General features: G+C 68.2%; 17 protein-coding genes and 1 pseudogene. 6 read left to right on the plus strand and 12 right to left on the minus strand.

Annotation, left to right across the window (positions count from 1 at the left end; translation table 11 throughout):
* Nucleotides 1–9: 9 nt before the first annotated feature.
* Complete coding sequence (aepX, locus tag ABZ656_RS10550) at nt 10–1,599, minus strand: phosphoenolpyruvate mutase (protein ID WP_218977919.1); 1,590 nt, start codon at nt 1,597–1,599, stop codon at nt 10–12.
* 256 nt (nt 1,600–1,855) lie between these two features.
* On the opposite strand from aepX, the gene ABZ656_RS10555 reads away from it, so the two are divergent.
* A complete protein-coding gene (locus tag ABZ656_RS10555; protein ID WP_101402244.1) occupies nt 1,856–3,139 on the plus strand; it encodes a cupin domain-containing protein in 1,284 nt (427 codons plus the stop codon).
* A 34-nt stretch (nt 3,140–3,173) separates the two neighbouring features.
* On the opposite strand, the gene ABZ656_RS10560 is transcribed toward ABZ656_RS10555, so the two are convergent.
* Nucleotides 3,174–4,088 carry a ParB/RepB/Spo0J family partition protein gene (locus ABZ656_RS10560; RefSeq protein WP_180362199.1) on the minus strand — a complete coding sequence of 305 codons (915 nt, stop codon included), beginning with the start codon at nt 4,086–4,088 and terminating at the stop codon, nt 3,174–3,176.
* 447 nt (nt 4,089–4,535) lie between these two features.
* Between ABZ656_RS10560 and ABZ656_RS10565 the strand changes: the two genes are divergently transcribed.
* Complete coding sequence (locus ABZ656_RS10565) at nt 4,536–6,113, plus strand: radical SAM protein (protein WP_180362200.1); 1,578 nt, start codon at nt 4,536–4,538, stop codon at nt 6,111–6,113.
* Nucleotides 6,114–6,150: 37 nt separating this feature from the next.
* On the opposite strand, the gene ABZ656_RS10570 is transcribed toward ABZ656_RS10565, so the two are convergent.
* The 3 genes from ABZ656_RS10570 to ABZ656_RS10580 form a co-directional block, all read right to left on the minus strand.
* Nucleotides 6,151–7,449, minus strand: coding sequence for a tetratricopeptide repeat protein (locus ABZ656_RS10570; protein ID WP_360266468.1), 1,299 nt, complete (start codon nt 7,447–7,449; stop codon nt 6,151–6,153).
* A 91-nt stretch (nt 7,450–7,540) separates the two neighbouring features.
* Nucleotides 7,541–8,605: an aminotransferase class V-fold PLP-dependent enzyme gene (locus ABZ656_RS10575; RefSeq protein WP_180362201.1), complete on the minus strand. Its 1,065-nt coding sequence runs from the start codon at nt 8,603–8,605 to the stop codon at nt 7,541–7,543.
* Between the two features lie 16 nt (nt 8,606–8,621).
* The gene (locus tag ABZ656_RS10580) at nt 8,622–9,686 is read right to left on the minus strand and encodes an amidinotransferase (RefSeq protein ID WP_218977922.1); all 1,065 of its coding nucleotides are present in this window, start codon (nt 9,684–9,686) and stop codon (nt 8,622–8,624) included.
* Nucleotides 9,687–9,848: 162 nt separating this feature from the next.
* Here ABZ656_RS10580 and ABZ656_RS10585 point away from each other — a divergent pair, with 162 nt between their 5' ends.
* Nucleotides 9,849–10,295: an adenylyltransferase/cytidyltransferase family protein gene (locus ABZ656_RS10585; RefSeq protein ID WP_180362202.1), complete on the plus strand. Its 447-nt coding sequence runs from the start codon at nt 9,849–9,851 to the stop codon at nt 10,293–10,295.
* 67 nt (nt 10,296–10,362) lie between these two features.
* Complete coding sequence (locus ABZ656_RS10590; protein ID WP_101402249.1) at nt 10,363–12,552, plus strand: carbamoyltransferase N-terminal domain-containing protein; 2,190 nt, start codon at nt 10,363–10,365, stop codon at nt 12,550–12,552.
* Nucleotides 12,553–12,691: 139 nt separating this feature from the next.
* Here ABZ656_RS10590 and ABZ656_RS10595 read toward each other — a convergent pair whose 3' ends face one another.
* The 6 genes from ABZ656_RS10595 to ABZ656_RS10620 form a co-directional block, all read right to left on the minus strand.
* Nucleotides 12,692–13,615 carry a nucleoside-diphosphate kinase gene (locus tag ABZ656_RS10595; RefSeq protein ID WP_180362203.1) on the minus strand — a complete coding sequence of 308 codons (924 nt, stop codon included), beginning with the start codon at nt 13,613–13,615 and terminating at the stop codon, nt 12,692–12,694.
* A gap of 42 nt (nt 13,616–13,657) precedes the next feature.
* Complete coding sequence (locus ABZ656_RS10600; RefSeq protein ID WP_101402251.1) at nt 13,658–14,743, minus strand: ABC transporter ATP-binding protein; 1,086 nt, start codon at nt 14,741–14,743, stop codon at nt 13,658–13,660.
* Nucleotides 14,743–15,531, minus strand: coding sequence for an ABC transporter permease subunit (locus ABZ656_RS10605; RefSeq protein ID WP_180362204.1), 789 nt, complete (start codon nt 15,529–15,531; stop codon nt 14,743–14,745). The genes ABZ656_RS10600 and ABZ656_RS10605 overlap by 1 nt, the downstream gene beginning before the upstream one ends.
* Nucleotides 15,528–16,370 (minus strand): ABC transporter permease subunit, encoded by an 843-nt coding sequence (locus ABZ656_RS10610; RefSeq protein ID WP_101402253.1) that lies wholly within the window; start codon nt 16,368–16,370, stop codon nt 15,528–15,530. Before ABZ656_RS10610 ends, ABZ656_RS10605 begins: the two co-directional genes overlap by 4 nt.
* A 59-nt stretch (nt 16,371–16,429) precedes the next feature.
* Nucleotides 16,430–17,602 carry an extracellular solute-binding protein gene (locus ABZ656_RS10615; protein WP_101402254.1) on the minus strand — a complete coding sequence of 391 codons (1,173 nt, stop codon included), beginning with the start codon at nt 17,600–17,602 and terminating at the stop codon, nt 16,430–16,432.
* Between the two features lie 851 nt (nt 17,603–18,453).
* A complete protein-coding gene (locus ABZ656_RS10620; protein ID WP_360266476.1) occupies nt 18,454–19,101 on the minus strand; it encodes a 2Fe-2S iron-sulfur cluster binding domain-containing protein in 648 nt (215 codons plus the stop codon).
* Nucleotides 19,102–19,654: 553 nt separating this feature from the next.
* Here ABZ656_RS10620 and ABZ656_RS10625 point away from each other — a divergent pair.
* Both ABZ656_RS10625 and ABZ656_RS10630 read left to right on the plus strand, forming a co-directional pair.
* Nucleotides 19,655–19,898 (plus strand): annotated as a pseudogene (locus ABZ656_RS10625) (NAD(P)/FAD-dependent oxidoreductase); the annotation flags it as partial.
* Between the two features lie 341 nt (nt 19,899–20,239).
* Nucleotides 20,240–20,740, plus strand: coding sequence for an SRPBCC family protein (locus ABZ656_RS10630; RefSeq protein ID WP_360266479.1), 501 nt, complete (start codon nt 20,240–20,242; stop codon nt 20,738–20,740).
* A gap of 75 nt (nt 20,741–20,815) precedes the next feature.
* Here the strand turns inward: ABZ656_RS10630 and ABZ656_RS10635 are convergent, their stop codons facing one another.
* A complete protein-coding gene (locus ABZ656_RS10635; protein ID WP_101402255.1) occupies nt 20,816–22,465 on the minus strand; it encodes an FAD-dependent monooxygenase in 1,650 nt (549 codons plus the stop codon).
* Nucleotides 22,466–22,591 lie beyond the last annotated feature (126 nt).

The following is a 22,591-nucleotide window of genomic DNA, read 5'->3' on the forward strand; positions in this document are numbered from 1 at the left end:
GGGGCTCCTTCACGGCTGGCCGGCGGTGAACCGGCCGGCCTGTTCGAGGTCGCCGAGCGAGTTCACGTCGAGCCAGTGCCCGTGGATGTACAGGACGCGCACGGGATGGCCCGCCTCGACGATGTGATTGAGCAGGTCGCTCAAGGTCAGGTGATCGAAGCGCGGGCTGACGCTGAGGGCGTCGAGGGCCTCCTCGATCCAGGCCCGGCCACCGGCGCGGGCCCGGAACATGCCGATCCAGCGGCCTTGTGGGCCGGCCGTGTCGCCGCGTTCGTCGCCTCCGATGTGCTGGAGCAGGACGTTGTGCCCCCACAGGGACCGGTCGTCGGGGGAGGCGCAGTACGCGTCGTCGCGGATCGTGCCCGGATGGGCTTCCTGGGAGTCGACGACCACGGTGAGTTCGCTCTCAGACTCCAGCAACTCCCGCAGGATGTAGCTGCGGAACAACAAGTCGCCGTAGAGGATCACCATCTCGTCGCTGAAGGCGTGGCGGGCGCAGGCGAGCGAGGCGAGTTCGCCGTTCGTCGCGTGGTCGTCGTTGACAATCAGGCCGATGTCCTTGACGTCGACGCTGTCGGCCCGGTATCCCGCCACCACCGAGATGTCGCCGATCCCCTGGGTCCTGCACAGCTCGACGAGCCGGGTGAGCAGCGGCTTCCCGTTGACGGAGAGCATCGTCTTGGGCCGGTCGCTGGTGAGGTCGGTCAGCTCGTCGCCGCGGCTCGCGGCGAGGACCACCGCCGTCGTGGCAGGCGCCCCGGCGGCGTACCGGTGCTCCGCCTCGGCCAGCTCCTCCGTGCACTGGAGCCGGAAGATCTCCGTGATGCTCGCGATGCGGTCCTCGACCTCGACCAGCGACTCGTCCTCGAAGATCCGCCGCGCGGTGGCCTGCATCGAGTCGACGGCGCTGCGGATGAGGTGGTTGGCCCAGATCACCAGGCTGACCCCCGCGTCCCGGAACACCTGCGTGGGCGTGCTGTAGTACTTGGTCGGCACGATCACGAGCGGAGCGCGGCCCGCCCACTCCCGGGCGAATTCGAGAATCTGGTCCGGCTTCGACTGGGAACTGTGGATGAGGATCCCGTCCGCGCCGGCCCGCCGGTACGCCTCCGCGCGCGCCAGCGCCTCCCGGGTGTCCCGCCCCGCGATGTACGCCTCCACGCGGGCCACGACACAGAAGTCGTCGTCGAGCTGGGAGTCCTTCGCCGCGGCGATCTTCCCGCAGAACTCGTCGATGTCGGCAAGCTCTTGGCGCTGGCCGTTGATGAAACTGTTGGTTTTCGGGAACGACTTGTCCTCGATGCACACGCCCGCGATACCGCGCTGTTCGAGTTTGCGCACCAACCGGCGGGCGTTGTTGAAGTTTCCGTACCCCGTGTCCCCGTCGAGCAGAATCGGCACCGACGTCGCATCGGCCATGAACTCGACCATGTCGACGACCTGCGACCAACTCGTCTCATTGTTGTCCCGCACGCCGAACTGTGCGGACAGCGCGAGCCCGGAGGCCCAGATACCCCGGAACCCCGCCTCCTCGGCGATGGAGGCACTGATCCCGTTATGGGCTTCGAGGATGAATTCGAGGTGATCCGACCGCAGCATGCGACGGAGCCGAGTGCTCTTGGGGAGAGAGCGGTCGGCGTCGGAAAGCATTCCCGGAAGAAGTTTCTTCGGTGCGAAAGTCAACGAGGTCACCCCATGTCCGCTTCAGGTCGCATCAGCCTAAAGACTCTTCAGTTTCCCGGGCAACACTGGTCAGTTGGAGCTGAGCCCCTGTTGGCTGTAGACAGAAATACGGTGACGCACCGCGAGCCGCGCTCCGCCGCCGACCGAGTAGGCACCAGGACGGGAGAGCCCCATGACCGACGCGCTGCAGGAGTTGTTCCCGGGTACAAGCGCGTACGACGCGCCGCGCAAACACTGGGCAGAAGGACGCCATCTCATCGAACACGGCGACCAGAAAGCCCTTGAGGAACAGATAGCCAAACGCTTTTCCACACCGGAAGCGCTGGCCGAGTTCGCGCCCGACATGGAGGTGTCGGTCTACGGATTTCGCGACCCGGCACGCGACGAGGGAAGCGCGGCCGCGACCCAGGACGTGCAGGACCTGTACACCTTTCCCCCGACGACGATCAGCGACGCGGTTCCGCTGTACCATGCGGGACACACCATCATCTGCTGGAAGATGCTGGAGCACCTGCCCGAGGCCCTGCGGCGCAGCACGGGCATCCTGGAGGCGATCGGCCTGCCGCACCAGCCGATCGCGGCCCGCGGCCTGGCCGATCCGTGGAACAGCGCGTGGCCGTTCGTGCTGAGCCTGGTGTACACACCGGCAGGCGCCGGCTCGGGCCTTGGGATGCACTACGACCGGTTCGACAGCGTCGTGGTGCACCTGCGGGGCCACAAGCGCTGGCGCGTTGGACGGCATCCGTTCCTCGAATTCCCGCTATACAACGAGGAGTTGTCGGCGCGCCTTGACTTCCCGCCCTCGATTCCCCGGGTGGCCACCCGCTCCGAGTTCGTCACCGGCCTGGAGGAGATCGACATGCGGGCCGGGTCCGTGCTGCTGCTGCCGCGGGGCATCTACCACACGACGCTCGCCGACGACGAGGCATCACTGTCCCTCGGCTACCACTTCGCCCTGCCCACGTGGTCGCACGTGCTGCTCGCCGCACTGGAACGCCGGCTCACCCGGGAACCGTGGATGCGCACCACGCCCTTCGGCGCGTTCGGCCTGGCCGGTCCGACCGACGAGGCCCGGCAGGGGATGGCCGCAGCCGCCGAGCGCGCACGGGAGGCGCTCGCGGACCCGCGCTCGCTCCTCGACGACGACCTGCTCGGCAACCTCGCCTCCCACCACCAGGCGGCCTTCCAGGTGGAACCGGACGCCGGCGCACGGCTGTTGACCGCCGAACCGCCGGTCGTGGTGGATTATGGGGGACGGGGCATCGACGTCGAACTGCCCGCTGAGGCCGCGCCGCTGTGCCGCTGGATGCTGGGCGAGGCCCCGGAGTGGTTCGACTTCGACGAGGCGCTCAAGGCCGCGGAGAGGCAGTTGAGTCCCCGGGCCGTGTGGAATCTGCTGCAGGAGTGCGAGGAGGCCGGAGTGCTGCGGCGCCGCTGGGGCACGCCGGGGCGCTGAGCGTCCGGTGGCCGGGCCCGCACCGCGCACGACGTCAGTCGGCCCGGCCCTTGCGCTCCTCGACGGCCGTGCTGAAGTGCAGCCACGCCGCGACATGGCTGCGCGCGAGCCGCAGCGCCTGATCGAGACAGTGCGGCGGCAGACCCTCCACCAGCCGGTCCCAGGTCTGTACGTCGTTGGGGTGGGCCAGGGCGAGCCGCAGGAACGTGCGGCCGACGTCGGTCAGCCGCAGCGACGGGTCCTGGGTGAGGGTCACCAGCAGTTGCTGGTGACCGTCCAGCCGCAGCGGAGTGACGCAGGCGTCCTCCTCGGCGGCCTCGGTCCGCGACGTACGGGAGCCCTGCCGCACGGCGTCCGGCAGGGGGGAGAGGCCCTTGCTTAATCGGTCCTTGACGTCGCGTGCGGTGCCGACGGAGATCCCCGATGCCCGCGCGATGTGCCGTAAGGAGGCGCCCGGCTGTTCGGCCAGCAGTCTCGCCGCCCGTTGCCGTCCCTCCTGCGTGGTCAGCGGTCTGGTCCGGCCGTCGGATCCGGTGCGGGTGTGCGACTGCGGAAGGTCCGAGGTTGTACACCGCAGTCGTGCCACCGACTTGTCCGAGATGCCGCTGAGTTCGGCGACGAGCCGGTCGGACCAGTGGGGATGGGTGCGCAGGATCCGCCCTGCGGCAGCCTGCCGGTCCGCGCGGGTCAGGGGGAGTCCGTGCTCGACGTTGAGGTGGACGGCGAGCACGAACGCCTCGTCGTCGGACCCGTCGAAGAACTGGACCCCGATGTGGTCGTCCCCGCGCAGCAGCGCCGCGTGGACCCGATGGTGACCGTCGATGACGTGCAGGTTCCGTCGGCACGCCACGATCGGCGGCAGTTGTGCTCCGGATTCGGCCAGGACCCGAATGTGTTCCTCGTCCTCTCCGCTCAGCCGAGGGGATTCACAGGTGATCAGGGTCGACAACCTTACGCTGGTCACCGGGGCCGATTCGTCGAGACGGTGCCGGGGCCAGGAATCCACGCTGTGCAGACGAGGCTTGTCCTGAGTTGCGATGGTGCTGGTCGAGTGGGTATTTGTGTCTTCCTTCGACGGACTCAGCGTCAAGTCGCCGCCTCCTTATCGTCGCCATGCAGTTCGGGGGAACGCTTGCTTGATCAACGAGGAGCAGCGTTGATTTTCGCACCTGGTGCACCATGCATCAAGTGATCGAGCACGGGCGCCGAAGCGTCCGCCGGGTCCGGCGTCCCGACGAGGCCATCCGCAGCGGGTCCGGGCGATGCGCCGTCCGCGAACAGAAGACCGGGAGCGTGCCCAACTGCGCGACACATGAGCGCAGTTGACCGTGCGCAATCGTGCATGGCACGTTCGGAACTCCTTCTCGCGGCACCAGTGACTCCGGTTGGAGCAGAGATGGCACAGGAATTCGTACAACTGCAGACCCGAGGCGCCAAGAGGTACTCGAAGAAGAAGCCCAAGGACTTCCGGGTTCTGCTGGTCTACCCGAATATCCAGCAGTCGGCGATGATGCCCTATTCGATGGGGCTCTTTACCTCGCTGCTCCGCGAAAAAGACTTTCAGGTGGACTTGTTCGACAGCACCTTCTACGCGGAGCCGCTGACCGACAACTACATTCACTACCGGACCTTCGTGAAGCAGTTCGACTGGCTCGACCGGGACGTTCATTTCCGGCAGTCCAGCATGCTGGAGGACTTCCGGGCCAAGGTGGCGGAGTACCAGCCGGACCTGATCGCCGTCTCCGTGGTCGAGAACACGTACTCCGTCGGCCGCGCCATGATCCGGGCGCTGCCCGAGAAGGGCCGGCGCATCCCCACCATCTGGGGCGGCCCCTTCGCCACGTTCGCCCCGGACTTCATCCTCCGGGACCACGTCGGGGACTACGTGTGCCGCGGCGAGGGCGAGATCGCGCTGATCGAACTCTGCGAGCGGATGTGCGAGGGCCGGTCCGTCACCGACATCCCGAACCTGTGGGTGCGCGAGGACGGCCAGCTGTACCGCAATCCGCTGGGCCCCCGGGTGGACCTCGACCAACTGCCGTTCGCCGACTACTCTCTCTTCGAGGAGCAGGCGATCTACCGCCCCATGGAGGGCAAGCTCTGGCGGACGATCGGCATCGAGAGCCAGCGCGGCTGCCCCTTTCAGTGCACGTACTGCAACTCTCCCGGGCAGAACCGCATCGCCAACGCCGAACAGGGCAGCAAGTTCTACCGGCGCAAGTCGCTCGACCGCACGATGGCGGAGCTGGACCACCAGCACAAGGAACACAACATCGAGCTGGTCTACTGGCTGGCCGACACCTTCCTGGCGTTGCCCACGCGAGCCTTCGACGAACTCGTCGAGCGCTACGACGACTACCGCATCCCGTTCTGGATGAACACCCGCTCCGAGACGATGACGGAGCACACCGCCGACGGGCTGGAACGCATGAACATGCTCCGTACCAGCATCGGGATCGAGCACGGCAACCCCGAGTACCGGCGCAAGATGCTCAAACGGTTCCAGACCAACGACCAACTGCGCAAAGCCTTCGAGATCTGCTCGGGCCGCAGCTTCTCCACGACCGGCAACTGCATTATCGGGATGCCCGAGGAGACCCGTGAACTCGTCTTCGAGACAGTGGAGTTCACCCGGCGGCTGCCCGACGACATCGACACCGTCGGGTGCTTCATCTTCTCGCCGTTGCACGGCACCGAGCTGCGCAAGATCGCGGAGCAGAACGGCTACCTGGACCCCGACACCTTCTGCGACATCGCGGACGCCGACGTGAGCATCCTCGACCAGCCGCAGCTCAGCCGCGCCGAGGTCATCGGGATCGCTAAGTGCTACGGCCTCTACCAGACCGCGCCGGAATCGGAGTGGCACCGCGTACGGGAGGCCGAACCGGACACCCCGGCCGGTGACGCCGCCTTCGACCAGCTGGTCCGGGAGTACCGCCCGGGAGACGTGGGCGCCGCCGCGGCCTCCGCATGAGCGACCACGGCCGGCGGCGCCCCCACCCCGCCCCGGGTCAGGGGGTGTCCGCCGGCGCGCGCCCGAGCGCCCACCGGACCGCGTCGTCGATGTCCAGGGCGGTGAAGTGGGCGCGCGCCTCCGGTCCGTGGAGCAGCCACAGGGCGCGGGTCCGATCGAACTCCAGGGCGGCGGCGAGGAGTTCGCGCGCCGCGGCACGGTCGCCGCGGCGCGCGAGGACGAGCGCGAGGGCGATGTGCACCTCGATGCTCGTCGGCGTCATCGCCAAGGCGCGGCGCAGGTGCTCCTCGGCCACTTCCAGGGTGAGCGCGCTGTCCCAGCAGGAGGAGTGCTTGTAGTAGTACATGCCGATGCGCCACAGGACGTCGGCGTCGAACGCGGCGTCGATGCCGTGGTGCGCGCGGACATCGTCCACCGGAGGGACCCGCGGCGCGGCCCCCGTGCCGGCGAGGTCGGCGACGTGGGCGTTGAGCAGTGCGGCGATGCGCCGGTATCCCCCCAGGGTCGGATGGCAGTCGTCCCAGAAGTCACCGCGACCGCACACGCCGCCGGCGGCCGCGGTGAAGGCGGCCTCGACGTCCAGCAACCGCACGCCGTGCGTGTCGGCGAGCGAACGGATGGTGCGGTTGATGTCGGTGGTGGCGCGCAGCGGGCGGCCGTCACAGTCGTTGGCGGCCACCAGGTGCCGGCGGGCTTCGTCGGCCCGGCCGGAGTGCAGGTACAGGCGCCCGAGGAGGAAGTGGGCCTGCGCGAACCGGTGCTGCTCCGCGAGGAGTTCACGGAGTCGGCGCACCGCCTGCTCCGTACGGCCCGCACGCGCGTCGTCCTGCGCGCGCTGGTAGCGGAGCACCAGGTCGGCCGCGTCGGCTGCGTCGAGCGCGCTGTAAGTGGGCGGCCAGTCGCGCAGGTTGGTGGGAATGGTCGCGAGGACGGACTCGATGTGGGCGCGGCGCAGGGCGAGGACCCCCGCTTCGAGGTTCGCGCGGTGCCGGGCGATGATGGCGGCGTGCTCCTCCGGCGTCATGAGCGCCGGCCCCCACCCCTGCGTGGCACCACGCCCGGGCGCCAGGTGCAGGAACTCGTTATTGCCCGAATACACCAGCGCCAGCGCGGAGTTGGGGCGGTGCGGCTGCTGGGTCACCGAGCGGATGCGCTCCAGGGCGTAACGCGAGGGAGCCCCGTACCGGGCCTCGTTGCGGACGACGAGCGGTGCGCCGCCGACCGAGCCGGACCAGGACTGCGCGACGATCGTGCCGATGTCGCACGTGGGAGCGTAGGGAAACCCCCAGGGCACCGAGCTGCCGAACAGGTAGAGCGTGAATTCCGGTGCGTTCATGACGTCTCCGATGCGTCCATGACGTCTCCGATGTCCCTGGTGCCGGTGAAGTCGCCCGGCCCGCTGGCGTGGCCCAGGCAGGCGGGCGTGCTCACGTCGCCCGCGCGCTCAGCGACTCCTCCAGCACGTTCAGAGCCCGGTCGACGTGTTCCTCGGTGTTGTACAGATGGAAGGAGCAGCGCAGCCCGCTCCGGTCGGTGGCGGTGATCCCGGCGCGGTGCAGGTGCCCGACGGCGTGCGCGGCGCCGGGGACGAGGACGATCGCGGAGCCCGGCGCCGGGGCCGGTTCGAGACCGAGCCGGACGGCTCCGGCGCGAAACCGGTCGGCCAGCGCGATGTTGTGGCGGCCGACGCGTTCCACACCGAGTTCCGCGATCAGCTCCAGGCTGTGCCGGCCAGCCGCGTACGGCAGCGCGGGCACCGACTGGTCGTAACGGCGGGCGTCACGGGCGAGTTGGACGGCGTCGGCCGGTGGGCCGAGCGGGTCCGCGCCCGCCATCCAGCAGGCGTGCCGCGGCAGGATCCACTCCTGCGCTTCCTCCGACACCGTCAGGAAGGACACACCGCGGGGGCACAACAGCCATTTGTGGGCGCTGCACACGGTGACGTCGAAGCCCGCGGCGCGGACGGGCCGCCACCCGCACTCCTGCGTCGTGTCGACCAGGGTCCGGGCGCCGTGGGACCTGGCGGCCGCACGGACCGCCGCCAGGTCCGCCAGCCGCCCGGTGCCGGACTGGACGGAGCTGACCGCCACCAGATCCGTGCCCGGACGCACCGAGGCCGCCAGATCCGCCAGCGGCACCGTCCGCACCTTCAGGTCGGGCCGGACGGCGAAGGGGTTGGTGAGGGAGATGAACTCGCCCTCCGCGCACAGCACTTCCGCCCCGGCGGGCAGCGCCGACGCCACCAGGCCCACGCTCACGGACACGGCGCTGCCCAGCGCCACGCGCCCGGTCGGCACGCCGGAGATCCTCGCGAAAGAACGCCGGCACGCGTCGATGTCCTCGAACGGGCCGGCGCCCATGACGCGGTGAGCACCCAGCTCCCGCAGCAGCAGGTGCGCGGCGTCCGCCGCGGGCGCGGGGAGCAGCCCGTAGCAGGCGGTGTCGAGATGCACATAGGCCGAACCGAACTGGGCGCGTATCGCGGCATCCACCTGCCGGGCTCCTCACCTAGTCGAAGTAGCTCTTGAGCTCACCGCGCCGACGGACGTCGAGCGTGGCGCAGTGCAGACCGCCGCCGAACACGTAGTGGTCCTTGAAGTCCACGAGCACCGGCTTCATGCCGAGGTTCTTGAGCATGCGAATGGTCGGCTCCTCGTGCTGGTCGACGACGACCCGCTCCTCGTCGAGGACGAGGAGATTCATGGACAGCCAGCGGCTGGAGAGCTGGAACTCGGCGGGCGCAACCCCTTCCGGCGCCTCGATGATCTCCCAGCCGGCCCGCTTGAACATGTCGAGGAGGTCGGGGGAGAGACACGGCCGCGCAGGGCAGGTCAGCACCCGGCCCTCGCCGAGCGGCACCCAGGTCGTGTCGATGTGCACCGGGCCCGAGGAGCGGAACCGCGCCCGGTGGATCCGGTACTCACTGCCCAGATGGCGCTCCAGCCACTTGATGCCCAGCTCGTTGGTCACCTGGCTGCGCTGGACGACGATGTCGCGGCCGAACCGGACGAAGTCCGCTGCGTCGAAGCAGGGTTCCGCCTCGTTCGTCATGTAACGCCCCGCCAAGGGGCCCACGTCGTCGGGAATGTTGGGGTCCCCGCGGAAGAACGCGAGGTGCTCGTCCGGGTAGTCGTAGTCGTACATGTGCCGACCCATCGAGCACTTGGGGGCCGCGGTCCAGCGGGCGCCGCGCTCGAAGTACCGCTGGAGCAGGGAGTGGTACTTCACGTGCTCGAAGTAGCGCGGGGGAAGCGCCATCGGCGCCTCGATGAGTTCGTCCCCGATGGCCAGGACGACATCGCGGATGTCGGCGTTGAAGAAGCCGGTGGATTCGAAGTGCGGTGTGCGGAACGACGTCTGCGCGCAGTCGACGGGGTCGGGGCGGGTGACCGTGACGCCCTCGTCCTCCAGGACCCGCTGCAGGTTCTCGAGCGCCTTCGCCGCGCCGCGCACCAGATGTTCGGGATACGGCTCACCGGCGTGCTCCCGGTAAAAGTCCCAGTAGTTGCGGCGCACCATGACCTTCATTTCGTGCGTCAGGGGTGGGACCGTCACCCCTTCGATGGTGCCCACGACTACTTCCTCAAGTGGATCCCATTCGTTGTGTGAACTGACCGCTGAAGTGGTGGGGACGGCTGCTGTGGGTGAATCCGCGATGTTCAAGTTCTGTCCTCGTCTTGAGCCGGATTGCGGACGATACTGACGGCGATGACTGGATCCCGCGGAGCTGATGAGGTGGCAACGACCATGACAGGCCGAATCGTCGAGGGCAACCGTAAGCGTGTGTACGTCGATATGGTGGGAGACCTCTTTCACGCCGGGCATGTGGAACTCCTGAAAGCCGCACGGGCTTTGGGCGACGTGTTGCTGGTCGGTGTGCTCTCCGACGAGGTGGTGGCCTCGTACAAACGCCGCCCGATCCTGACGATGGCCGAACGCGTCGCGGTGATCGAGGCGTGCCGGTATGTCGATGAGGTCCTGCCGGACTCGCCGTATCAGGTCACACCGGAATTCCTGGATGAAATGGACATTTCTTTGGTTGTGCATGGTGATGACATATCGCCTGAGGTGGTCCGCGAGGTGTTCGGCGCGGTCGCCGACGCGGGCCGACTCCGCCTGGTCAGGTATACGCCGGGAATCTCCACGACCGACTTGATTCTCCGGTGCAAGAAAGCCGGTTAGCCGCCGCAGCGGGCGCGCATAAAGTTTCCGACCTCGAACAGGTCCAGGATGTTAGGAGAATGGTCGCGTGCCATCCCATGTCCTAGGTATTTCCTGCTTCTACCATGATGCCGCGGCGGCTCTCGTGCGGGACGGAGAGATCGTGGCTGCCGCCGAGGAGGAGCGGTTCACCCGGCGCAAGCACGATGCCGGTTTCCCGTCGCACGCCGTTCAGTACTGCCTGGACGAGGCGGGCATCACGGCGAACGACGTGGACCTCGTGATGTTCTACGAGAATCCGGTGCTCAGCCTCGACCGGAACCTCACGACGTTCCTCTCCGTCGCGCCCCGCGGCAGGGAACGCTGGGGCGAGTTCGCCGACACCTTCCTCGCGAGGAAAGTACTGCTGGCCCGCGAGATACGGCAACGGCTGAACGTCAGCGCACCGATCCGTTTCACCCGACACCACCTCAGCCACGGCGCGTCCGCCTTCTACCCCTCCCCGTTCGAGGACGCGGCCGTCCTCACCGTCGACGGAGTGGGCGAATGGGAGACCACGTCGATCGCGCACGGCGTCGGCACGCAGATCCGCCCGCTCACCTCGATCCGCTTCCCGCACTCCCTGGGGCTCCTGTACAGCGCGTTCACCGGGTTCTGCGGATTCCGGGTGAACTCGGGCGAGTACAAGCTGATGGGACTCGCCCCGTACGGCCGTCCACGCTACGCCGACACGATCCGCGAGCACCTGCTCCACCTCCAGTCGGACGGCTCTTTCCGGCTCGGTCTTGAGCACTTCGGGTTCCTCGACGGCGACCGTCTCACCAATGCCCGGTTCGCCGAACTGTTCGGCGGCGGGCCGCGCCGACCCGAGTCCCGCATCACGAGCAGGGAGACGGACCTTGCTGCCTCCGTCCAACTCGTCACTCAGGAAGCGGTCCTGGGCCTGGCCCGGCACGCGCGCGAGCTGACCGGCTCGAAGAACCTGTGCATGGCCGGCGGTGTCGCACTCAACTGCGTGGCGAACGGACAGCTCCAGCGGGCGGGCGTGTTCGAGAACATCTGGGTCCAGCCCGCGGCCGGTGACGCGGGCGGCGCGCTCGGCGCGGCACTCCTCGGCGCACACGTGCTGCTGGACGAGCCGCGCCGCAAGGACACCAAAGCCCCCGACGGCCAGCGGGGAAGCCTCCTCGGCCCGAGCTACGCCACCGACGAACTCCGCACGCTGCTCGATGAGTTGGGCTGCGCGTACGAGGAGGTGCCCGACCCTGACAAGCGTGCCGTGCGCATCGCGGAACATCTCGCGGCGGGCGATGTCGTCGGTCTGTGCTCGGGCCCCATGGAGTTCGGGCCGCGCGCTTTGGGCAGCCGGTCGATCCTCGCCGATCCGCGACGGCCCGACACACAGTCCCGGCTCAATCTCAAGGTCAAGTTCCGTGAGACGTTCCGGCCGTTCGCGCCCGCCGTGCTGGCCGAGGCGTGCCAGGAGTACTTCGACTTCAGCGGCGACAGTCCCTACATGCTGATGACGGCTCCGGTGCGCGAGGAGCGGCGCGTCACACCGGAACCCGACGCGGCGTCCGACGGCGACACCGACGCCGATCTGCTCGCCCTCGTCCGGCAGGTCCGCAGCGACGTACCCGCGGTCACCCACGTCGACCACAGTGCCCGACTGCAGACCGTGGGACCCGGCAGCAACCCGGAGCTCCGCGCCGTGCTGGGGGCGTTCCGTGAGCTGACGGGGTGCCCGGTGCTCGTGAACACGTCGATGAACGTGCGCGGGGAGCCGATCGTGTGCACCCCGCACGACGCGTGGGAGTGCTACCGGCGTACGGACATCGACGTGCTGGTCGTGAACCACCTGATCGTCACGGGCAAACCAACGGCTGCCGCACCGCCCGTGAGCATCTCGGAAGACCAGCAACCGGTTCCCGCACCGCGGCCCGTGGACGGCACGAGCCGCAGCGACCTGTTCTTCGGACTGTTCCTGGCCCCGCTGGCTGAGCGGCTGGGGGAGGACTTCCGGCGTCGGCTGGCCGCGGAAGGGGTGGACGGCAGCGCGTACAGCCCTGCCGAGACCGGGCCGACGGGCGGCGAGTTCTGGGAACTCGAAAGCCTCGACGCCATCGGCGAACAATTGCGCGGGATCTGGTCGGCGTACGGATTCGAGGACGCGAACGCGCTTGTGCGGCCCCTCATGGAACTCACCGAGGAGATCATCGGCGAACGCCGGGACGTCGACCTCGGCGAAGTGACGCCGTACATCTACACGCTGTTTTAGCCCCGGGAGCGCGTGGCCCCTGGGGTACCCGGAGGCGAGCGGCTCGTGGCTGACCGTGACCGTACGAACCGCTCGCTTCGGACAGGTACGTCGGACAGGTACGTCGGACAGGTACGTCGGACAGGTACGTCGGGCGGGCTCAGATGTAGTGGCTCTGTTCCAGCACGGCGGATTCCATGTCCGACAGATAGACATCTGCGGCGCGGATCGCCTCTTGGAGGGGTGCCCAGTGCTCGGAGGACCCCATGAGCACGTCGGAGAGCCTGTACACGGCGTTCTCCGTGGCCGGGTCCTGTGCGGTACGGACGGCATCCCGCAGCAGTTCCTGCACCCGGCCGTTGTGCGCCCGTGCGGCGGCGGTGCGAGCGGGGCTCGTTTCGATGCTGAGGAGTTCGTCGCGCTCCTCCAGCAGGGCGAGCCGCGCCTTCTCCAGCAGGGGCAGCAGGTTCGGCAGGGCGATTCCGGTGATCGCCATATGCTGCACGACGCGCAGGCGGAGTCGGTTCACGGCCAACGGCAGCGACAAGGCGTGCGGACCGTCGAACAAGGGCGCCGCCTCCTCGATGCTGCCGACGGTGAGCAGACGGACCCGGTCGTCGAACAGGGTGGCCTGAGTCAGGAGCGCCTCGGCGCGCCGGCGACCCAGCAGTTGGGGCAACTCGGCGCGTGCGGAGGGTTCGTCGTCGGGGCAGTGCACCAGATTCATCAGGACGTTCTCGCCGGCGTGCCGGACGGTACCGGGCCGCGCCGCAGCCGGATCCGTGGCCCCTTTCAGCCGACCCATCGCCGCACACGCATCGGCTCCGTCGTACCGCAGGAGCGTAAGACAGGCCGGGCCGAGGTCGTACCACAACTGGAAGGCGCGGTGCGGTGGCAGGGCGACCGGGCGACCGCGCGTCGGAACGTCGTAGAGACGCACCATTGTCTCCGCGTCCTGACGGATCAGCTCGGCGGCGACCGGGTCGAGCCCGGCCGAGCGGAACGTGTCCAGCAAGCGGGGCAGCGCCTGGGTGACCAGCCCGTCCGGCGTCACGAGTGCGTAGGTCCAACTGGTGCCGCTCACGGCCATGGAGATCCTCTCTTCGAAGGGCAGGGTGCCGAAGTGCTATGCGGTGAGAGACATCACCCGCACGTCGGCGGTGGAAAAGGAGACGGAGACGCGCGCGCCGACGGCGAGCCCCTGCATCTTCGCGCTGGGCACGTCGGCGGAGAGCGTGCCGAGCTGGTCGGCCCTGGCCTTCAACCGCGTGACGGGCCCGAGGAAGGCGTGCGCGATCACCCGGGCCGCGGCGGTACACCTGCCTGGGCCCGGCTCGGCCCCGCTCCCGGACAGCGGGGCGACCGTCAGGGCCTCGGGCCGGATCAGGATCAGCACGGGAGCGCCGTCCGGCAGGCCGCGTGCGGCGTGCAGGCGCAGGACCGCGTCGTTGTGTCTGACCTCACCGCTCGCTCCGTCGACCACGTGGGCCTCGATGCGGTTCATGGCTCCGACGAACTCCGCGACGAAGCGGGTGCGCGGAGCGTCGTAGATCTCCGACGGGGTGCCGACCTGCTCGACGCCGCCCTGCTGCATCACGGCCACCCGGTCGGAGACGGACAGCGCCTCGTCCTGGTCGTGCGTCACGTAGAGCACGGTGGTCCCGAGGCGCACCTGGATGTCGCGGAGCGCCTCGCGCAGTTGTAGGCGGATCTGGCTGTCGAGGGCCGACAGCGGTTCGTCCATGAGCAGGACGCGCGGTTCGACGGCCAACGCCCTTGCGACGGCGACGCGTTGCTGCTGGCCGCCGGAGAGCTGGTGCGGATAGCGCCTACCGAGCTCGGGTAGGCCGACCAACTCCAATAGCTGGGCGGCCTTTTCGGCCCGCGCGCTTTTCTGCCGTCGTCGTACACGCAGCCCGTACTCGATGTTCTGCTGAACTGTCATGTTCGGAAAGAGGTTGTACGACTGGAAGACGACGCCCATGTCCCGTTTCCGGGACGGCACTTCGTTGATCGGGACGCCGTCGAGGAGCACCTTTCCGTCGTCGGGCTGGTCGAAGCCCGCCACGATCCGCAGCGCGGTGGTTTTTCCGCAGCCGCTCGGCCCCAGCAGCGAGAAGAACTCTCCCGATTCCAGCGCGAACGTGAGGTCGTTCAAGGCCACGGCCGACCCGAAGCGCTTGTGGACGGCCTGGAGTTCCAGGTACGGCATCAGCCGGTACCGCCGATCTGTGTCATGCCACGGCCGAGTCTATTGCCGACGACGATGATGGCGAGCATCCCGGTCCAGGTGATGAGGAAACTGAGTACCGACAGGGCCGCGGCCCCGGTCGCCCGCGACTCCCATATGTAGCTCATGTACACGGAGAAGGTGGTGAACTGCATGATGACGGCGATGGTGAACTCTCCCATCACGATGGCGAAGGTCAGCAGGGCCGCGGTGAGGACGGACGAGCGCAGGTTGGGAAGAACGATGGTCCGGAAAATGGTTGGCCAGCCGGCGCCGAGGCTGCGCGCGGCTTCCGTGAGCGTTCTGATGTTCAGGGAGTCCAGGCCGTTGTCGATGGTGCGATGGGCGTAGGGCAGGGCGAGTACGGAATACGCCCCGACGAGAACTGCGTAACTTCCGTAGAGCCAGGCGGGAGCCCAGCTGAATTCCCGGATCAGCCCCACCACGAGAGCGATCGGGGGTACGACCACGGGGAGCGTCGCCACGAACCCGACGGCCGACTGCAGCCGGGGAAGCCGGAGATGCACCCAGAACCCGGTCACGGTCACCAACGTGATGGTCAACACGATGGTGCCGGCCGCGAGTTGCAGCGAGAGCGCGAAGCTCTCCCGGAACGCGGGATCGGCGAGCACCTCATGGTAGGCCCTGAAGGAGGCCCCCGCGCGCCCGTTGCGGAGGCTGAACCAGCAGGTGGCCATGAGGGGGACCAAGGCGTACAGGGCTCCGGCCGCGATGACGTACAGACCTGCCCGTGACGGGTGTGTCTTCATGGGCGCCGCCATTTCGCGGTGGTCCGCATCAGACCGGCGTAGAGGGCCAGCGTCACCGCGAGCACCACGATCATGCCGAGCGCCAGCGTGTCCCCGAAGTTCGCGTCGGCCACGACATCACCGGTCTGCGTCTGTCCGATGAGCAGGGGCACGAGGGAGAACTGGCCGGAGGTGAGCGCGTACGCGGCGGAGTGGGCGCCGAAGGCATTGCCGAAGAGCAGCACCGTGCCACCGAGGACGGACGGCCGGATCACGGGAAGGGCCACCTGACGCCAGTAGGCCGCCGAAGTGGCGCCGAGACTGGTCGCGGCCTCCTGCCATTCGTGGCGCAGGCTGTCGAGGGAGGGGCCGACGACCAGGACCATGAGCGGCACTTGGAAGTAGAGGTAGACGAGGCAGAGTCCCCAGAACGAGTAGAGGGAGAACCCGGCGTCCGCAGGAGTGACGCCGAAGGCGTTGCGCAGTAGGACGGTCACCAGGCCGTTCGTGCCGAGGGTGGCGATGAACGCGAAGGCCAGGGGGACACCGGCGAAGTTGGCCGTGACCGCGGACAGCGTGGTCAGTTGATTCCTCACCCAGTGCGGGGTGCCGCGCGCGATGGCGGCGAAGGCGAGGAGCGTTCCGAGCGCGCCGCCCAGCAGGGCCGTGACCAGGCTCAGCAGCAGGCTGGTCCGGTAGGCCTTGAGCGTGTCCGGGGCGACGAGGTGGTGGATGTTCTCCAGGCTCGGACTGCCGTCGCCGCCCTCAAAGGCGCGTGCGACGAGCAGCAGGAGTGGAAAGATCAGAAAGACGAGGAGGAAGAGAGCGAACGGTACGACGCCGAGCCAGGACAGTCGCATCCCGCGCCACCGCGTTCGGCTCGGTTTCACTGCCGCCTCCGGAGGTGCTGCAAGGACTTTCACCGGTTTGCTACCTTGGACGACCAATTATCGCGGACCACTGCGATGGCAGCCTTGGTCTGGCGGGCAGTGGGAAATTGCAATCCCTGGTACGAGGAGTCAAGGGGAAGCCGGTCCAGAACCTTCTTCGGAATGACGCCCCGTGACCGCATGTCGGCGTACCGGGCGGGGTGTGCGTAGCCCTTGAGCCACAGCAGCTGTCCTTCGTCCGAGAAGAGAAATTCTTGCCACAGCCGTGCCGCCAAGGGATGCGGTGCGTTCCGATTGATCGCCTGGCAGTAGTAGTTGCCGAATATGCCGTCCTTCGGGATGTAGACCTGCCAGTCGATCTTCCCTCGGAGCTCGTCCGCGAGAGACATGAGACCGTAGTCCCAGCTGATCATGACAGGGGTTTCTCCCTGAAGTGCAGTGGCCGGGGTGGCATTTACCGGGATGAACGTGCCTGCCTTCTTCATCTCGGAGAAGAAATCTATGCCCGGCTCGATGTCGTCCAGGGAGCCGCCGTTGGCGAGGGCGGCAGAGAACACCGCGGCGAACGCGGACCCTGATTCGCGAGGATCCCCATCCAACGCGACTTTTCCTTTGTAGATGGCGTCGAGGAGATCGTGCCAGGTTCTGGGCGTCGTCCCACCCACCGCGTCGGCATTGACGCCCCAGCCGATCACGCCCCAGTAGTCGCCGACCCAACGGCCCTCGGGGTGTTTGAGCTCGGACGGTATCGAGTCCCATGTGCTGACCTTGTAGCGAGCGGTCAGCGAGTCGCCAACTGCCTGGAGGGCAAAGGGGGGACCGATGTCGACCACGTCCGGCGCCCGACCTGCCCCTTTCAACATGCGGACCGCGGAGAGTTGTTCCGCCGAGCTCGCATTCGGTGATCCGCGCACGATGTGAAGTCCGAACTTCTTCTCGTACGTGTTCATGATCGTGCCGTAGTTGACGAAGTCGGGTGGTAATGCGATGGTGTTGAGTGAGTGCTCCTTGCTTGCGTCACGAATTAATTGGTCGAGACCGCTGGAAAGACTCGTCGGTTGGGGGCCTGCAGCGTTCTGGCTCATGCATCCTGTGAGCCATCCGGTCGTGCCGAGTGCCGCCCCGTAGCGCAGCACATCCCTTCGGGAGGAACTCGAATCGCGAAACGTACTGAGCAGCGGTCGGTTTTCGTAGCGTGACATGCCACTCCTCTTGTGCCACGTCGGTGGCGAGGCTCCGGGAAACGCGTTTCAACCAGTGCAACAGGAGCCTATAAATGGTCCTGTACTTGCACAACGGGCCACCGATGGACACCGTGCGTGGCAAGGATCTGCCGCACACCGCGGCTGGAGCGGGTGCCGGCGAAGATCTCCCGGACGAGGGGGCGTTGTCCTACTTGACGTCTGTGACGCGGGACATGGCGTCACAGCACACGCGGGGACGGGCAGGCGGAGACTGCAACTCGCCGCTGCGCGCAACAGTGGAGGCCAAGGCATTTGCTTGCAGGAACGCGGAAAACAGCCTCGGGGGGTGACGGTTGGCGGCTGAGGACGGGGATGGTCGGTGTTCCGTGGGCCGCGGAGGTCGTGTTCCTCAGTTTTCTGTTCGCCCTGCGCCGTCTCGTACGGAGCGACCAGAGAGGCACCTTGTGGGTCGGGTACGCAGGGGTGTCCCTCATGCTGATCGCGACACCCTGCGACTGTGGGCGGTCGGCCCGCACGGCCCCGAGGTGATGTCCTGTCAGCTGGTCGACGCCTGCGTTACCGCGGGACTGCTGGTGGTCGCTGTCGGCCCTTGGGCGCCCGGTGGGGCGAGCGCCCTGGGCACTGCTCAACCGAGGTTGCGATGGAGGATGGAGGGTGCGGCGGCGTTCATTCCCCTGACAGTCTGCACGGCCACGGCGCTGGGATATGTGCTGGCTCCGCCTGCCCGAGACCCGGTGCCGCTGTTGGTCGGCGGAACGGCACTGCTGAGTCTCTGGGCTCGCCAGAGGTTCCTGCCCAGGGAGAACTCCAGAGACGACGACAGAGTCCTCGTGCGGCTGCCCTCCCCGTCAGATGTCGAGCACCAGCAGGGGGTCGCAGGAACGCGAGACGCAGATCAGCATGGTGTTGTCTGAGGCCCGCTCGTCCTCGTCGAGAGTTGAGTCCCGGTGGTCCGACGTACCGTCCAGCACGTCCGTCTCACAGGTGCCGCAGGTGCCTTCCCGGCAGGAGAACAGCACCGGGACACCCGCATCCTTCACCACTTCGAGCACCGATCGGTTCGGCGGCACGGTGAGCGTGCACCCCGACCGGGCGAGCGCCACGTCGAAGGCGCCCGCCGGAGCAGCCTCGGCGGTTGGCCGGACCTGGGCGAACCGCTCGATGTCCTGGGTACCAGCGATCCAGCCGACGTAACTCTCCAGCGGCCCCAAGCAGCGGCTCCGGGCCGCAGGCGTGCACCAGCGTGCCAACGCGGGGCGAGCCGATGAAGGAGGCGAGGTCCAGCAGGCCGCACGCGTCCTGCGGCCGGATCCGCGCGCGGTCCCCGTAGCGCTCCAGGCAGTCCAGAAACGCCATGGAGCCGCGCGTGCGGCCGCCGCCAGCCGGTTGTCGTCCTGCTTGGGTATGCCGGAGCGGTAGAGGAGCGCGCAGACGATCAGTTCCGCGGCGAAGGAGCCGGCCGACCCCCTGTAGGCGGTGGAGTAGCTTTCCAGCATCGCCTTCGCCTGTATCGCCCCATGCGCACTCGTTGTCCCGGCGGTGATCCGTCCGGCACCTGCTGGTCTATGGCAGGCAGATACCCACGCTGTCACCACTGCCCTGGGGACCATTTGGGGGCCACACGGTGCTCGCGACCCTGAACAGCACCCTCGGGGATGCACGTCCTGCACCCTAGTTTTGCCTGATATGTGCAGGTAATTCCTATGGCCCTCACTCCTGGGGGTCAAGGGGTCGCAGGTTCAAATCCTGTCGTCCCGACGGTGCGAGGGGTCTTCGCAGGCGAGAGCCTGCGGGGGCCCTTTTCGCGTGAAACTTTCCGGCTTCGGGGTTGAGCATGGGGGGAGGAGCCTGCCGACAGCGAGGCCCGTCCCGGTAAGGGACCCGCCGCGGACCCTGTGTCGCCGACCTCAGATGCGACCCTTCGGCGGACGGCCGACACGACCCTTTCGTCCTCGAAGCAGATCCATGCCGGCCATTCGCCACCGGCGTCCGTCACACGAGCCTGCCCCGCCCTGTCTGTGTGGTGTCGACCAACAGGCAGAGGGAATCATGCGTGAGATTGTGATCACCGGTGGCGGCTACGCAGGCTTCTGCACGGCATGGGGCCTGGAAAAAGAGGTTGTGTGCGGGTGAGGCACGGGTGACGGTTGTCGATCCCCGTCCCTGCATGACCCATCAGCCCTGTCCGCCGGAGGTGACGGCCGGATCGGTCGAAGCGCGTCATGCCGCAGTGTCATTGCGGCGGCATCTGCGCCACACCAGGCTGATCGCGGGGAGCGCGATCGAGATCCGTGACGAACAGGCCTTGTGCCGCCCGCCAGTTGCTCGAACGCCTGCTCGGCGAGCGCGCGCTCGCCGGTGTGCGTGGCCGCCTCGATCGCTTCGCGCTGCGGGGCGGGCAGACGGGCGAGCCCGTCATGTGCCCGCACAACTGCTGCAGGCCGGCACAGGCCGGCTCCATCTCGGACTCCGAGGCAACGATGCGCTGTGTTGGATATATCGATGCCGAGTGCCTCATGCCATGCCTCGCTTCCGGGGAGCGGCTCCGGGTGAGGGTGTGTGCTTCCGCGCGCCGTATGACGTGGGTCTCCGCGCTCTCACGCCACCGCCGGGGGCGCCCGCACACTGCTGTTCATGGAACTGCACCGTTATCGGTTCAGAAGCGTGTGGGACTTCGCACGACCGCCGGACGAGGTGTTCGCGGTGCTGCGCGTGGTCGACGACTGGCCCCTGTGGTGGCCCGGAGTGCGGCGGGCGCGCCGTATCGATGAGCAGTCGGGGGCGTTCCTGTTGCGCTCGCTGCTGCCGTTCGACCTCCACCTCACCATCACCGGCGCGTTCGAGGACACGGAGTCGAGGGTGCTGCGCGGCGTGGTCGGCGGGGACCTGGAGGGTGTGTCGGGGTGGAGTGTGCGCCCGCACGGGACCGGCAGCCGGGCGGTCCTCGAACAGGACATGATGGCGCGCAAGGCACTCATCCGCCGACTGGAGGTGCCGTTTCGCCCGCGGTTCCGCGCCAACCACTATCTCCTGACGTACCGGGGGCACCGTGGTCTGAAGGCATGGCTGGACGGCGGTCAGGAGGCTCGGCGGGCACGCCCGGAGGACCGGCGGCCGGGTACCCGTTCCGAGTGACCCTCGGCTCGGCCGCAACGGGTACCGGCGCGCTCTGCCGACGCGGACGTCGGGATCGCGGTGTGACCGGAGCCGTCAGCCCCGGTCCAGGATCGCCGCGAGAGCCTCCCGCAGTGCCGTTTCCGGGTTCGCCGACGGGCCCTCGGAGCGCCAGGCGACGAATCCGTCGGGGCGGACCAGCACCGCCCCGTCCTCGGTGACACCGTGTACATCCGCCCAGTCCGTGTCGCTCGCGGGGGAGAGCTCCGCGTCGGGGCCGCTGCCGATCCGGTACGCGTCGAGCGGGACGGACAGCCGCTGCGCGACGTCCTTCGCCGCGCTGTGCCACTTGTCCGACGAGGTCAGGAGCACCATGGACCGCTCGTACAGGTCGAGGGTGGAGACCTGGGTGCCGGCTCGGTGCAACCACATGTGCGGTGCCCGGCTGCCGGGCTCGCCGGTCAGGCGCAGGCCGTCGGGAACGATCGGCGCCGACTGGTCGGCGCCCAGGACCGCGCCACGCGGATAGCGGTAGGCCAGCGCCACGTTGAGGATGCCACCCTTCTTACCGCCGGGGCCGGCGGCTCCCGGGGCGGGGATGTACCCGGGGTGGCTGTGCTCGACCGAACGGGACGAGGCGCGGGCGCTGGTCGCCTCCGCGACCGGGCGGCGCTCGGCGTCGTAGGACTTCAGCAGTCCGGGACCGGCCCAGCCGCCCAGCACGGCGGCCAGTTTCCAGGCGAGGTTGTGCGCGTCCTGGATACCGGTGTTGGAGCCGAACGCACCGGTGGGAGACATCTCGTGGGCCGAGTCGCCGGCCAGGAACACCCTGCCGTCCGAGTAGCGCTCGGCGACCCGCTCGGCGGCGTGCCAGGCGGCCCTGCCGGTGATCCGCACATCGAGGTCGGCTACGCCCACGGCGCGTCGGATGTGGTCCGCGCACCGCTCGTCGGTGAACTCCTCCAGGGTCTCGCCGTGTTCGGGGTGCCAGGGCGCGTGGAAGACCCAGTGCTCCTTGTTGTCGACCGGCAGCAGCGCCCCGTCGGCCTCCGGATCGGTCAGATAGCAGACGATGAAGCGCCGGTCACCGACGACGTCCGCGAGGCCCCGGGAGGTGAACGTGACGCTCACGTTGTGGAACAGGTCGCCCGGTCCGCTCTGCCCGATGGCGAGCCGCTCGCGGATCGGGCTGCGCGGACCGTCCGCCGCGACCAGGTAGTCCGCGCGGACGGTGCTGTGCTCGCCCGTCTCCCGGCTCTTGAGCTGCGCCGTGATCCCCTGGGCGTCCTGCTCGAACGACAGCAGCTCGGTGGAGAAGCGCAGGTCTCCGCCCAGCTCCCGGGCGCTCTTCAGCAGCACCGGCTCCAGGTCGTTCTGGCTGCACAGGCACCACGCACCGGGGCTGAAGCGGGCGAGCCCGCCGCCCGGGTCGATCTCCTTGAACAGCCATTCACCGGCGTCGCCCACCAGCGTCGGGGTCTGCATGATGCCGTGGTTCTCCGCCAGGACCGACGCGGCCTCCTCGATGCGCCGCTGCACCCCGGCCACCCGGAACAGCTCCATCGTGCGCACGTTGTTGCCGCGCCCACGCGGATGGATCGAGGTGCCCGAATGGCGTTCGACGAGCAGGTGCGGCACACCGAGCCGGCCCAGGAACAGCGAGGTGGACAGGCCCACCAGGGAGCCGCCGACGATGAGGACCGGCGTGTGCTGACCGACCTCGCCGGCCTCTTCCAATCGGTTCATTGATTGCCTCCAGCGTCACCCGCGAGGTGAGTCAGGGATGGGATGCCGGCCGCTATGAACGGCCATCAGTTTCCATGCCCTGTGCGGAGCGGATCGCGCGCTCCGGGCACCCGGATGGCACACAGT

Origin of the sequence: Streptomyces sp. NPDC007095 (assembly GCF_040634475.1) — a bacterium.
Taxonomy (GTDB): Bacteria; Actinomycetota; Actinomycetes; order Streptomycetales; family Streptomycetaceae; genus Streptomyces.

Bases quoted from the DNA above. Each gene is read 5' to 3' on its own strand.
- ABZ656_RS10630 (WP_360266479.1), top strand. From the start codon at position 20,240: ATGGAACTGCACCGTTATCGGTTCAGAAGCGTGTGGGACTTCGCACGA.
- ABZ656_RS10565 (WP_180362200.1), top strand. From the start codon at position 4,536: ATGGCACAGGAATTCGTACAACTGCAGACCCGAGGCGCCAAGAGGTAC.
- aepX (WP_218977919.1), bottom strand. From the start codon at position 1,599: ATGCTGCGGTCGGATCACCTCGAATTCATCCTCGAAGCCCATAACGGG.
- ABZ656_RS10610 (WP_101402253.1), bottom strand. From the start codon at position 16,370: ATGCGACTGTCCTGGCTCGGCGTCGTACCGTTCGCTCTCTTCCTCCTC.
- ABZ656_RS10635 (WP_101402255.1), bottom strand. From the start codon at position 22,465: ATGAACCGATTGGAAGAGGCCGGCGAGGTCGGTCAGCACACGCCGGTC.
- ABZ656_RS10570 (WP_360266468.1), bottom strand. From the start codon at position 7,449: ATGAACGCACCGGAATTCACGCTCTACCTGTTCGGCAGCTCGGTGCCC.
- ABZ656_RS10600 (WP_101402251.1), bottom strand. From the start codon at position 14,743: ATGCCGTACCTGGAACTCCAGGCCGTCCACAAGCGCTTCGGGTCGGCC.
- ABZ656_RS10615 (WP_101402254.1), bottom strand. From the start codon at position 17,602: ATGTCACGCTACGAAAACCGACCGCTGCTCAGTACGTTTCGCGATTCG.
- ABZ656_RS10620 (WP_360266476.1), bottom strand. From the start codon at position 19,101: ATGCTGGAAAGCTACTCCACCGCCTACAGGGGGTCGGCCGGCTCCTTC.
- ABZ656_RS10555 (WP_101402244.1), top strand. From the start codon at position 1,856: ATGACCGACGCGCTGCAGGAGTTGTTCCCGGGTACAAGCGCGTACGAC.
- ABZ656_RS10605 (WP_180362204.1), bottom strand. From the start codon at position 15,531: ATGAAGACACACCCGTCACGGGCAGGTCTGTACGTCATCGCGGCCGGA.